This is a genomic window from Enterococcus sp. 3G1_DIV0629, from assembly GCF_002141285.1.
Lineage (GTDB): Bacteria > Bacillota > Bacilli > Lactobacillales > Enterococcaceae > Enterococcus_B > Enterococcus_B lactis.
Genome location: NZ_NGLI01000002.1, coordinates 563,543 through 576,193, shown reverse-complemented (window position 1 = coordinate 576,193; position 12,651 = coordinate 563,543). Strand labels below are relative to the sequence as shown.

Below are 12,651 nucleotides of genomic sequence, written 5' to 3'. Positions count from 1 at the left end.
ACAATATTTATCAAACATGAGAAGCAAATTTCGTAAATTCCTTCTTATTTCTTGAAGCTGACCACTTCTGTCACAACCCCATGTTTGACTTTTCCAAAGACAGTGAAAAGGGTATTTTTACTTGTGAAACTAAAAAATCATTTACTTTCACATAATCTGTTCTGTTTTTTCTCGATTAAAAAAAATGTAGACAACAGCACAATACATTCGATTAGTATGTATAACGAAAAAATAAAGACATCCGTTATTCTAAATGAATGGACAGCTACATAGATAAAAAACAAAAGATATTGTAATCCAAACAGCAGAAAAATTCTTCTATAAGTTTTGAAAAAAGAAACATCATTTAACCGCCAAACAACAAATTTTTGCCGATAAAGGCGGAAATAGCTCAGTGTGGAATAGGTAATCAAAACAATAACCAATAAAATAGTAATCGATAAATCAGTTATCCTTTGTCTTATGTCCCACAAATAAATCAACTGCAATTCTGTTTTCCTTAACTGTTCCATAATGATTAAAACGATAAATTCTCTTTGACCCATATCCCTCTCCGTTCCTTTATTTGTTAGCTTTAGTATAGCACTGTTGCGTCATTTAGAAAGGGTTTTCAAAGAAGGACAATTCCCTATTGAAGCAGGAATTTCTCAAATCAAATTCACTGCGTTGTAAATATTGATCGCCAAAACCAGCAGGATTACTCCTTGGAAAACAAATGTTACTTTTTCAGAAGACAAGAATTTTGAGAGATAAGCCCCCAATACTCCGCCTAAAAGCGCTGCTGGAACAATATAAAGTAGCATCGATAAATCAAATTGAGCGAAACCGCTCCCTAGAAAAATCGACACTAGCTTAGCCAGCTGAGAAAAGAAGATCGTACAAATGGAATAAATCACTGCTTCTTTGATTTTGAAATGGAACATCAACATCAGTAGCGATACATTGATCGGACCACCGCCGATCCCCAAAAAACTCGCTAAAAAGCCTAAAATCAGCCCGCACGTAAGATAACTGAAAAAAGAAGACAGCTGGAATCCTTTCCAAATATTCCTTGTATAAAGAAAGGCAAAGATCAGCGATGCGATCGTGAGAATGATTTGCAGGAATTGAACAGTTGTTTCATCATCAAAAAAAAGTAGCAGATGCTCAAATAGGAGATTCCCTGCAATTCCACCTGCGATTGCTCCAGAAGAGACCCACAGCACAATAGCAAATCTGATTTTCTGTCCGCTCTTCAGCTGACGCACAGTCGAAGAAATGGACATCGTGAATACAGCAACTGTCGAATAAAACGAAATAGCCGAAACAGAATGGTAACCGATAAAGTCCAGTACCGGTTTGATGATCACACCGCCTCCCATTCCAGAAACCGCCCCAATCGTATTGGCCGCGATGATCACAAAAAAGTAAAGAATACCGATCATTTCATCCCTCCTTCTACTCAGAAACATACTACCTGCTAAAATTCTATTCCTCGTATTCTTCTTCGCCTATTTTCTCAGCCAGTGCCAGTTTTTCTACTGCATTTCTGCCAACTGTTTCTAGATGGCTAGCTAAGGATGCCGAACTCGTAAGCGGTGAAAGAGCCGCTTCGATCAGCATCGCCAGATTCAACCCGGAAACGACATTCAAATTCGGATAGCTGCCTAGCTTCATCAAAGCTGTATTCCCTGGCGTACCGCCTTTTAGATCGATCAAGATCACGATTTCCGTTTGCAGATCGAACGTCGCTAGAACTGCCTCTAATTTATCCATCGTTCCTGAAAGACCGTCATCTTCCTTCATAGCGATGACAAAGACATTCTCCATTTCTCCCACGATCATTTTGGCAGAATTCACTGTTTCTGCGGCCATGTTCCCGTGACTCATTACAATCATAACTGGTCTCATATCTGTTCCTCCTTAAAAAATTCACGATACAACGCGTACCGTTCTTTCATGAAATACGGGGTATCGCGAGTAGGATGGATCCGATTCGTCAATAAGATCAATGCTCTCTTCTGTTTCAAATCAATCCCGATCGAGGTCCCTGTGAATCCCGTATGATAGATGATCGTTTCTCCAAATGGTTTTTCCCATCCTAATGTCCGTTGCTGGTAAGTTTGTAAGAGCTGAGTGCGTACCGTTCCAGTAAACAGGACCGATTGCCCTTGCTCTTCCATCATTGCTTTCGTAAATGCAGTAAGGTCTTCCAGTGTAGAAAACAATCCCGCACTACCTGCCGGACGCCCCAATTGAAAAGCTTTAGAATCATGGACTTCGCCTAAAATCAGCCCTCTTTCTTCAGTCGATTCTGTAGGAACGATCCGATTTAGGTTTTTTGGGAAATACGTCGTGTCTTTCATCCCTAGTGGTCTGAAAATATATCGCTGAAAAGATCGTTCCAAATCGGTGCCGTCTATTGCTTCAATGACCATTCCCAACAAAAGATAGCCTATATCAGAATAGTTGACCTTTTTTGTCTGGGCTGGCTGCTCGTATGTCTTAAAAAACTGCATGAGCGTTCGAGACGAAAAACGAGACTTATCAGAAAAATCCGCCGGCAGACCGCTTCGATGCAACAATAGATCCTCGATCGTCATGGTGAGCTGGGAAAATCGCGGGAGAATCTCTGCTACCTGAGTCAAAAGGGTTAATTGACGAGATTGGACAAGCTGCAATATCCTAGTCGTCGTTCCGATGACCTTCGTCAAAGAAGCTAGATCATAGATAGCGCCCTTCGAAACAGTTTGCTCGGAAAAAGGGGGGATCTTCCCCATTTTCCCGAGAGAATAGTTTCTGACTTGCTGGTCGATTACCGCTGCTGAAAGACCGGCGATCCCTGTATTCTCAATAAATTCATGCAATCTTTTTTCCATTTTATTTCCTGATGATGTGGTCATTGTTTTCCCGCAGATAAGTTTCAGCAGATTCTCGATCCAGTTTCTGCTCATACATGACGATTGCCACATTTACTTTCTTTCCCGCGTCCTCAAATAAAGCTGTCGCCGCTGACTTGTCGATCTCTAACGCTTGGGTGAGGATCGAGATGGATCGTTCCATTAATTTGTGGTTCGTTGCCTGGACATTCACCATCAGATTCTGATAAACTTTCCCACTCTTGATCATGACACCGGTCGATAACATATTGAGAATCATTTTCTGCGCCGTTCCGGCTTTCATACGTGTCGATCCGGTAACCACTTCTGGGCCCACGACGGCTTCAATCGCCACTTGTGCTTCTTGTGACATCACATTATGCGCCGTACAAGTGATCGAAATCGTCAAGGCCCCCACTTTATTGCCATAGGTTAAAGCAGATAAGGCATAAGGAGTCCTGCCGCTTGCTGCAATCGCGATAAGGATATCTGCTTTATCCAGTTTCACCTTTTCTAAATCACTGACAGCTAATTCTTCGGAATCTTCCGCTCCTTCTATAGCCGTGTACATTGCTTCTGTTCCGCCTGCTAAAATCCCAAAAGCTCGTTCTGGCGGCACGCCATAGGTAGGTGTCAGTTCAATGGCATCCAATGCTCCTAACCTGCCAGATGTTCCTGCGCCAATATAAATCAGCCGTCCTCCGTTATTGAAACGTGCGGCTGCCTGTTCGATTGCTTCTGCTATATTCGAAAGCGCGTTTTCGACAGCCAAGGCCACTTTCTTGTCTTCTCCATTCATGACTTTGACCATTTCTGAAGCAGACATTTGATCGATATGCAAACTGTTTTCATTACGCTGTTCCGTTGATAATTTTGTCATTTCCATTGGCTATTCTTCCTTTAATGGACTAATCCAGTTTTTTGTCGTAATCATGTTTTCGGTGATTTCTTCATCGATCGTTTCTTGGATCACACCTAAATATAAAGCCGTTCCCACAATCATCGATGAATACATGGATGAAATCGCTCCTACGCGCAACAGATGTTCATTTCCCGGCACGAGAAGGACTTCATCTGCTAGATTTTTTATTTTCGGTCCGTCATTTCGCGTGATGACGATCAGAGGAACCTTATTTTCTTTCGCATATTCACAAGCCAGTAAGACTTCTTTCGTATGGCCGCTGTAAGTAACCGCAATCACCACATCATCGGTTGTAGCGTAACTCAGCATCTCCAAACCGATATGCACATCAAATACATAAGAAGCACGTCTTCCAGCTCGATTGAATTTATGGAAAAGATCATAGGAAACTAAGGAGCTCGCGCCTATCCCGAATAGATAGATATTCTGTGCTCTTTTTACATGATCGATTGCTACTTGCAATGCTTTTCGATCAATCGTTGTAAAAACATCTGTAGCCGTGTCTTTGATCAGCGTTTCTACTTTTTCACATAACACGTCTAACGTATCCTCTGCAGAGACGATGGGATCAATTTGTCGCTCATTGGCTCTCAATGCCTGATCAGTCGATAATTGGACCTTCATTTCGTCAAGTCCGTCATAACCGATCGTTTTGACAAAGCGAATGACTGTCGCAGAAGAGACGCCGGAAGCTTCTCCGATCTCAGAAGCCGTTTGCCTGATCACCTCTTCTGGAAAATGCAAGATGTGATCAGCGATTTTCCGATGTGCTTTTGATAATGATGTATAAACTTTTCTAATTTGCGGTAAAACTTCCATTTTTTCTCCTTCTTCTCTTACAAAAATGATATGATTGATTCGCCTGATTCTGACGGGATCATCTGTGCAGTGATTTTGATCCCTTGATCTGTCAGGCGTTTGAGCAAATCGACCTCTTTTTGAGTCACAGCCACCGATTTTTTGATTGGCTTGCTACCATCTTTTCCGGACACGTTGCCCACGTTGAATGCTTGTAGCGGGACTCCTGCATCGATCAGCGCACCCATATCCTCGATCGTCTTTGTGATTAGAAAGACTTTTTCGTCCTCATATTTTCCGTTCAAAATATTTTCTGCTGCTTTTCGCTTAGACAGAATAGACAATTTCACGCCAACCGGTTTTGCCATTTTCAATGCGCCAATCTGCAACTGATCTTTGACCGCCTGATCATTTACTACCATGATCCGCTGTGCGCCTAAAGAATTGGTCCAGACAGTCGCCACCTGCCCATGGATTAATCGTTCATCGACTCGTGCATGTATGATGCTCATTTTTCTTCCTCCTAAATAAATTGACTGATCCAAGTTAAAATCGCTTGTAGATTTCCAAGGATCATCCCTAATAAAATCAAAACAAAAATCAAACCTGTAGAATTCATTTTCTTTTTACCTAGTAGCCAGTAAGAGAGGAATACGATTCCTAGCGGCACTATACCTGGCAGGATCTTATCCAGCATTTCTTGGACTGATAAGGAAACTTCACCCATCTTATAGGTCAGATCCAGTTTATAAGTGATAACAGACGGGATCAATCCGCCCACCACTGTCAATCCTAAAATCGCCGCAGCTTCTGTAAACAGTCTCATTTTATCTGCAAATTCAGTCGCGATTTTTTTCCCTTGTGCGTATCCGATATAGATGAATTTATAACGAATCCACATGACTACTGTCCCCATAATCAAGGGTATCAAAAGCCCGAGTACTTGACCAGCTTGAGCCATGTAAGCTGCGATAGAAAAAACGATTGCTCGATAAATGGCGATGAACACCGTGTCGCCGACTCCTGCAAATGGCCCCATCAGTCCGGTCTTCAGCCCTGTAATCGCTTCTGGGTCCGCCATTCCGAACTCTTCTTCCAACCCTGCATCTGCCCCAACAATCAAACTGGACATTGCCGGAGTAGTATTGAAGAAACCAAGGTGTGTCTTTAAGGCGATACTCATTTTTTCCTTGTCATCTGAATAAAGTCTTTTCAGCACCGGCATGATGGAATAGGCATAACCGAGTCCTTGCATTTTTTCGTAATTCCAGCCCCATTGAAAACCGAATAGATTGCGTACATACATCTTATTGATATCTTGCTTCGTCAGTTTTTTAGTCATCAATCTCAATCTCCTCATCGTCTTCATAAACCACATTACCTGTGTTTGAAGCTGCAATCGGCGTCTGCTGGTGATTCATGATATACATCGCAGCCAAAGCAACCCCAACTAAAGCCACCCCTAATACTGAAAAGAATTCTGCCCCGAAAGCCAGTAGAACAAAGCCAATCAGGAAATATGGCCAATATTTCTTGATCGGTAGATAACGCATCAAAATGGCGATCCCCATTGCTGGTAAAATCGCTCCAGAGGCTTTCAATCCAGTCATGATCCATTCAGGAATCATCTCATTGATCACATTGACCACTTGTTCGCCGAAGAATAAACCGATGAATACCGGGATGACCCGAGAGATCGTCCAAGGAAAAATCCCTAAGACATTGCATCGCTCCACTCCTTTATAATCTCCTGCTTCCGCATAACGATCTGCTTTGTGTTGGAAAAATGTATTCGTCATACGTCCTAAGATATCCAATTGCGTCAACAGCAAGCCGATCGGCACCGCCACACCGATTCCGTATTCTACCCCCTTTCCTGAAAGTATCGCGTACGCTGTCCCCATAATCGCTCCCGATAAAAAATCTGGTACAGTTGCACCGCCATATGTTGCGACCCCCAAAGTCATCAGCTGCAAAGTTGCTCCGATCATCAACCCGGTTTTTAGATCCCCCATCACCAAACCCGTGAAAGCAGCAGCAAAAAGTGGCGTATATGGTCCAACTTGCACAGAAATCTGATCCAAAACACCTAAAACTGTAAACGCGCATAAAACCAAAATAATACCTAACGACAAATGCATGTGTTTTTCCTCCTCTTACAAAATGAATGCGCTATCAAATACAACACAATCATACACCTAGAGAAACCAAATTACAATAGTATATTTTTTTATACTTTTATGAAATATCATTACAATAAAAAGTGAGACGCCAAAATATTGTATTGTAATGAATAGCTTGTTCCTGCTCCCGGTTATGCATCTTTATTTTTTCTCCGCCATTTCATACCATTTGGCGGAGAAAAAAGACACTTCCAACATAGGAAGTGCCTTGAAATGATGCAATTGAGCGATATTCATAAAACTTATCAATCGAAAAACGTCTTGTCAGGTTACGATAAATACCATGATTGATTACACCACTAAAAAAACAAAGATACACCAATGAAAAATGCTGCATAAAGAAAATGGTCAGTCCAATAAAAGTAATGTTATAGACAGTTACTAAAGGGAGCCGATAACTTACCAACAAAGACCATTCCATTTTCTTCCTGAAAGGGATTTGGGTAACTCTTGAAGCACTTGAGATCAGTAAAACAAAAAGCATACTGCTCAATAAAAAACAGCTAGTCAAAACAAACGGAAACAACATAACAGATTGACGGTAAAGTATCAGTATACGAAAATCAAAGAGAATAATTGTATTTTGATTCTTAATAGTGTTGATTCGAATTAGTAATTCAAAGACTGAAAATCAGCTAATGTAGTGTTTGATCCAATAAACCCATTTACTGGAATCTGATGGTCGATTCTAATAAATGTTGGAGTATATTGAAGCCCAACTTTTTCATTAAAGAATGATAGCATCAATTGTTTGTCTTCACTTGATAACGTATCACCATAAGGTTTTTCTAAATTGACATAATAGATCGGCAATTTACTAGTCTCTTTGAATTCAGACAACACTTTTGAAAACTCTCGGCAGTACGGGCATCCTTTATAACCAATCAACATTAAATATGAATCATCACTTTTCAGTAGATTGATTAGTTCTGAATCATTTACTTCCTTAATACCAGATATATTTTGTAGATATTCTTCTTCTGTTACATTTGTTGCATTTTGATGGTCAACTTCAGTGGAATTTGTGCCAGGACTATTCTCATCCGCATAGGAATTTTGCGGAACAAATGACAGCCCAATTGTAATTGAAAATAATAATGCTATTATGGATAAAAATTTTTTCTTCATTCTTCTCTCTCCAATTTTATTTAAAAAAGCCTTTTATTGCATTTAATACATCCTGGGCGACATGAGGACCGCCAGAAAGGATATCAAATCCTCCAGGAGTTCCTCCTTTGATTTTTTTCAATTCTTCTTTTGGTAATGTTTTTCGATTTGTCATCTGTACCACTCTCCTTCTATTTGATGACAATAGTATATTTTTTTCTTTGATTATTTAGTGACTTATATCCGGAAATCAACAATTTATGTCTTGAAATGAAGACCTATTTTGAGTTCAAAAGGAATGCTCTTATTTCTCTTTTTTTCAGCACGCTTATTATTTGGGTTCATTTATTTCAAAATCAAATTCTTTCATTATGAGATAGGTTAAGTAAGACTAAAGAGGATATCCTCATTTTACTTCGATAATTGAAAGAAATATGAGTTTGAATCCAAGCGAGAAAAGTACAGATGGCTTCAATGTTCTACATGAATCTCTTGCTGATCTTTCTTCTCCCAAGGTCCATTCACTACAATTTATATCAGAGTTAGACCGACTGATACAAAAAATAAATCTAGAAATCGGTTTAAATGGTATGGGATCATGGGCGAAAGCCACTGCAATAGCCAGAAAGTTTGGATCAAGAAACTAGTTATTGTGTGATCACTTAATAATAAAGGTGCTCTTTTTTATGATATTTTTCTCAAAAGATGACTCCGCAATAGAAAAAAACTCAAGAACTTGCGCTCTTGAGTTTTTCGATCTATTTCAATTTGATTTTGTTCTGCTCTCTAAAATATAAATGACATTATCTATCAAGTGAAAATACTCCAGAAAAATTCATAGATAATCAAAAAAAATGCTATAGCAACTGTTAAAATCAATTTCTTTTTCGAAGGTAAATCTTTCTTCTTTAGATAGTTACCCAATGCAACTAAAGAAATTACAGCAGAAAAAACTAATGCTTTTACCATTGGTCCCAAATACTTCCTATAGCTCCCGTCAGACAACCTCCACCAGCTCCACCAAGTCCACCAAGCGCGCCACCAATTATTGCTCCACCAACGCAAGAACCACCTACACTACCCCAGTTAATTTTTCCGCCAATTACTTTTAACATTTCTTCTTGATTCAGTATTTCTTTTTTCATTAATAGTTCCTCCTAATTTCCTAAAAATCCACCAATACATGCAGCAGAACCACCAATGACCCCGACATGTGCCCCAACAAATGCTCCTGGGATAGCACCTAATCCAGCAGCTAATCCGCCACCAGCTGCACCAGCTACAGTTCCTGCTCCTATTCCTTTACCAATGTCTTTTAGACAATCTTTTGAGCTATAACCTCCCATTAATTGTTTCATTTCTTGTTTGTTTAGTTTTTGAAACTTTTGCATGATAAAACTCCCTTTCAAACAAATTTATGTTACGTATACAAGATACCACCGTTTTCTTCTTTGTTTGGTTTTTTATCTCAAAACAATAAAAAACTGTCCTGAATCGATAGAAACAACCCTTTCTAAATTAACATGATAGATTAGATTGACAGTCTGCTTGTTCCTTTATAATCAGATAAAACTTTTGAAAATTCATGACAGTCAGACATGCTTTAAAATTAATCAATAATAAATAGGCAATTGCCATCATTTTCTAGAGTGCCTTATACGTTTCTTTCAATAATCTCAATAGGTAGATATATGTAGGAGCTGATGGAATTAAATTCTTTAACATCTTTTTTTGCTTTTCAACGTAATTAATAGAGACAAAATAGGATTTATGATTCTCATTCTATAGGAATCCTTTTATATCAGAAATTTAGTAGTATCCTTATTACATCAACAGTGATAAAAAAGGATTTCTGTAGATAGTAGTTGAACCAATTTGAACCATGATAGATGGATAGATGCTAGTTGAATACAATTTGCTATTCACTATCTATTGAGCTCTACATAAATAATCGTCAGAAGTAATAGCCTTATTTATAATCATTAGAATTGTGTCCATCAATTTCTTTACATCATTTTCTAAAATACCAGATATGTTTTGTAGATATTTTTCTGTCACATTTGTCGCATTTTTATGATTAACTTCAGTGGAATTTGTGTCAGGTCTATTCTCATCCGCAAATGAATTTTGTGGAGAAAAAGAAAGTCCAATTGTGATGAAAAAAATACTACTATACTAAATAGAGAATTTTTTTTATTCATTTGGTTCCCCCATTTCTACTTAGAATAGTTTTTTTATTGAATTAAAAACATCTTGAGTAACATGTGGACCACCTGAAATAATATCAAATCCACCAGGAGTTCCTCCTTTTTTTTATTGCTCTTTTGGTAATGTTTTTCAATGAATTATCTGAACCACTCTCCTTCTGCTTGATGACAGTTGTATATTTTTTCCTATGATTATTTAGTAACTTATATCTGGCAATCAACAATTTATTTCTTGAACTGAAGACCTATTTTGAGTTCAAAAAGGTGCTATTTTATGATTTTTTCTTAAAAGATGATTCCGCAATAGAAAAAACTCAAGAGCGCAGGTTCTTGAGTTTTTCAATCTATTACAGTTTAATGTTAAATTACAATTAGTTATTCAAATTGAGAATATCTAAAGACACAAATAGATATTGGGTAATGTATTCTAATTAAGGGACTTGAATGAAAAAAACAAGAATAAATTACAAGCCGCCACTAAGTTAGTGCAGCATCATTTACCTAAATTCGCTAATTATTCCTGTTTATCGTTCTATCTATCGTTATATCATAGTAACGCACCTATTTACGAACTGATCTTTCAATGCTATCTAAGGTTTTTCTTAAGATTTTGTTTTTTGCCAATGGGAACCTACAAGAATACTCTTCTGGAAAGAATATCGTTCTACTCTTATAATCTACAGAAATCACTTTATTTGGATTGATTAGAAACGACTTATGAACACGAAGTAATTCAGGATATTCTTTTTCTAAATCATTCAACTTCCCATAAAATTCATACATCATGTTTTCGCCGTATAATATAATTTTATGAGGCGTAACCGACGTTTCTAAGAAATAAATCGAAGTAATATCCACTCTAAAATTCCTTGCACCAATCATAAAGGATAGATGACGTTCATTGGTTCTATTATCTACAAATGTTAACTTGTGGCGTCCATCTAATACATATTCTATTTGTCCTTTTTCACTTTGTTCGTCCTTAACAATATAATCTAACGGTGCTATTTGTCGTTTTAACGTCTCCATTGCCAACTCTTGATGAGAAGTGATAAAGACGATTTGAGCGAACTCGTTATCAGTTCTAATACGTTGTGCGACATCAATTCCATCTAAATGTTTTCCAAGATCGATATCCAAAAAGTACAAACTATTTGTTACCTTGTTTTTTGATAAATACAAGAAAATATCTCCCGGGTCAGTCGTTGCTAAAACCAGTTGCATATCATAATCATTGATCATGACCCAATTATCGATGATTGCCTTGTAATGAGACATCAAAATTATGTCATCTTCACAGAGAATAATTGGTAATGTCATATTATTCACTCTTTCTTATAGTTAGTATAGAAACAAACATTCCTTGATTTGAGTAATGTGCTAGGTCAGCTTGCTTGGCCGAAGTAAGGATATCCTGAGCATTGGATAAGCCTAGTCCCCTGTCCTTTCCCTTTTTACTAAATCCTACTTTTTTCATCTCTGATAAAGAAGGCAACTTGCCAAGGAAAGAATTTTCAATTGAAATCTCAATCGAATCTGTGGAATCAATGAACAATGTGTTTATTTTTTTTTCTTCTGATTCAATTGCTGCTTCCACCGCATTGTCGATTAATATACCTAAGATTCGGACAAGTTTGATTTCATCCATATTGATGTTTGCTATTGGAATAAGACATTCAAAATTTACCTCAATGCCAGATTGTTCTGCATGGATTAACTTTGCTACCATCAAGGATTTTACGGAGTCTACTTTTAAGTTGCTTAGTCCTGAAAAACGCATCACACTGTTATCTATCATCTGATGAGAATAATCGATCATCTTATTTAAATACCCTTCATCGATCGCAGATTCATTTTGCATTGCCTTGAGACCTAGTAGCATATTTTTATAGTCATGGCGGAATTTACGCAGTTCCTGATAGTTTCTCTCAATGTCCGCAGTATAGACTCGCATCATTTCCATCTGTTCTTTAAGGTTGCTCAATTCAGTTTTTTCGTGATTCTTTTTCAAAGTAAGATAAGTAAAATACATCGTAACCGAGAATTGAGTAACTAAAAAACTGATCATTACGATTTGAAAAATGCCTAGTATCTGCATCCTTCTTAATACTTCTCCAAACAAATAGACAAACGTCAAAAATATTCCCAGCTGCATACAATACACTTTTGCTTCTTCGGAAGGAATTGAACGTTTCATTACCTTTGATTTTATTGTCAACGCAATGATGATTGACAGAATCCAATCAAATCCAATCAAAATAACTACTAACAAAGGTCCTCGTTCATTCAATACGTTGAATTCGAGTTTAAAGATTCTAGATATAATGATGGATGAAAAGAGTGGTACTATGCTATAAATCGTTAAGGAAAGCAAAAGACCTAATAACTCGGTAAATTTGACTTCTGGTTCCTTTCGCCAAGACTTAAATCTTAGTATCACAATTAAAGATATCAGGGCTATTCCAGTCAAAAGTGCATCTGTTACTGAAAGTAATGTGAGTGGAAAAAGGAATATAAGTAGAGCAAAATAGAATGATTTTTTTCGAATATTTGTTAGTAGCCCAATCATGAATAGA

Annotated in this window: 14 protein-coding genes; all 14 read right to left on the bottom strand. The window is 37.9% G+C overall.

Going from position 1 to position 12,651, the window contains the following annotated elements; translation table 11 throughout:
- Positions 1 to 647: 647 nt before the first annotated feature.
- Positions 648 to 1,424 (bottom strand): sulfite exporter TauE/SafE family protein, encoded by a 777-nt coding sequence (locus A5816_RS11555; RefSeq protein ID WP_086311380.1) that lies wholly within the window; start codon positions 1,422 to 1,424, stop codon positions 648 to 650.
- A 43-nt stretch (positions 1,425 to 1,467) separates the two neighbouring features.
- Positions 1,468 to 1,890, bottom strand: coding sequence for a PTS sugar transporter subunit IIA (locus A5816_RS11550; RefSeq protein ID WP_086311379.1), 423 nt, complete (start codon positions 1,888 to 1,890; stop codon positions 1,468 to 1,470).
- Complete coding sequence (locus A5816_RS11545) at positions 1,887 to 2,882, bottom strand: serine hydrolase (protein WP_086311378.1); 996 nt, start codon at positions 2,880 to 2,882, stop codon at positions 1,887 to 1,889. Before A5816_RS11545 ends, A5816_RS11550 begins: the two co-directional genes overlap by 4 nt.
- Complete coding sequence (gene murQ, locus A5816_RS11540) at positions 2,860 to 3,744, bottom strand: N-acetylmuramic acid 6-phosphate etherase (RefSeq protein WP_010733075.1); 885 nt, start codon at positions 3,742 to 3,744, stop codon at positions 2,860 to 2,862. Before murQ ends, A5816_RS11545 begins: the two co-directional genes overlap by 23 nt.
- Before the next feature lie 3 nt (positions 3,745 to 3,747).
- Entirely contained in the window at positions 3,748 to 4,599 is an 852-nt protein-coding gene (locus tag A5816_RS11535) for a MurR/RpiR family transcriptional regulator (protein WP_010733074.1), read from the bottom strand.
- Between the two features lie 17 nt (positions 4,600 to 4,616).
- On the bottom strand, positions 4,617 to 5,090 hold the full coding sequence (locus tag A5816_RS11530; protein WP_010733073.1) for a PTS sugar transporter subunit IIB: 474 nt from the start codon (positions 5,088 to 5,090) through the stop codon (positions 4,617 to 4,619).
- Between the two features lie 11 nt (positions 5,091 to 5,101).
- Positions 5,102 to 5,920 (bottom strand): PTS system mannose/fructose/sorbose family transporter subunit IID, encoded by an 819-nt coding sequence (locus A5816_RS11525; RefSeq protein ID WP_086311377.1) that lies wholly within the window; start codon positions 5,918 to 5,920, stop codon positions 5,102 to 5,104.
- Positions 5,913 to 6,719, bottom strand: a complete 807-nt coding sequence (locus A5816_RS11520) for a PTS sugar transporter subunit IIC (protein WP_086311376.1) — start codon at positions 6,717 to 6,719, stop codon at positions 5,913 to 5,915. Before A5816_RS11520 ends, A5816_RS11525 begins: the two co-directional genes overlap by 8 nt.
- A 651-nt stretch (positions 6,720 to 7,370) precedes the next feature.
- Positions 7,371 to 7,889: a PedC/BrcD family bacteriocin maturation disulfide isomerase gene (locus A5816_RS11510; RefSeq protein WP_010733069.1), complete on the bottom strand. Its 519-nt coding sequence runs from the start codon at positions 7,887 to 7,889 to the stop codon at positions 7,371 to 7,373.
- 16 nt (positions 7,890 to 7,905) lie between these two features.
- Positions 7,906 to 8,043 (bottom strand): bacteriocin, encoded by a 138-nt coding sequence (locus A5816_RS11505; protein ID WP_010733068.1) that lies wholly within the window; start codon positions 8,041 to 8,043, stop codon positions 7,906 to 7,908.
- Between the two features lie 787 nt (positions 8,044 to 8,830).
- Complete coding sequence (locus tag A5816_RS11495; RefSeq protein WP_010733067.1) at positions 8,831 to 9,013, bottom strand: Blp family class II bacteriocin; 183 nt, start codon at positions 9,011 to 9,013, stop codon at positions 8,831 to 8,833.
- Between the two features lie 12 nt (positions 9,014 to 9,025).
- Complete coding sequence (locus A5816_RS11490) at positions 9,026 to 9,259, bottom strand: DUF6861 domain-containing protein (RefSeq protein WP_010733066.1); 234 nt, start codon at positions 9,257 to 9,259, stop codon at positions 9,026 to 9,028.
- Between the two features lie 1,377 nt (positions 9,260 to 10,636).
- Complete coding sequence (locus A5816_RS11485; RefSeq protein WP_010733065.1) at positions 10,637 to 11,395, bottom strand: LytTR family DNA-binding domain-containing protein; 759 nt, start codon at positions 11,393 to 11,395, stop codon at positions 10,637 to 10,639.
- 1 nt (position 11,396) lies between these two features.
- Positions 11,397 to 12,347, bottom strand: a complete 951-nt coding sequence (locus A5816_RS11480) for a sensor histidine kinase (protein WP_080114483.1) — start codon at positions 12,345 to 12,347, stop codon at positions 11,397 to 11,399.
- Positions 12,348 to 12,651: the final 304 nt, after the last annotated feature.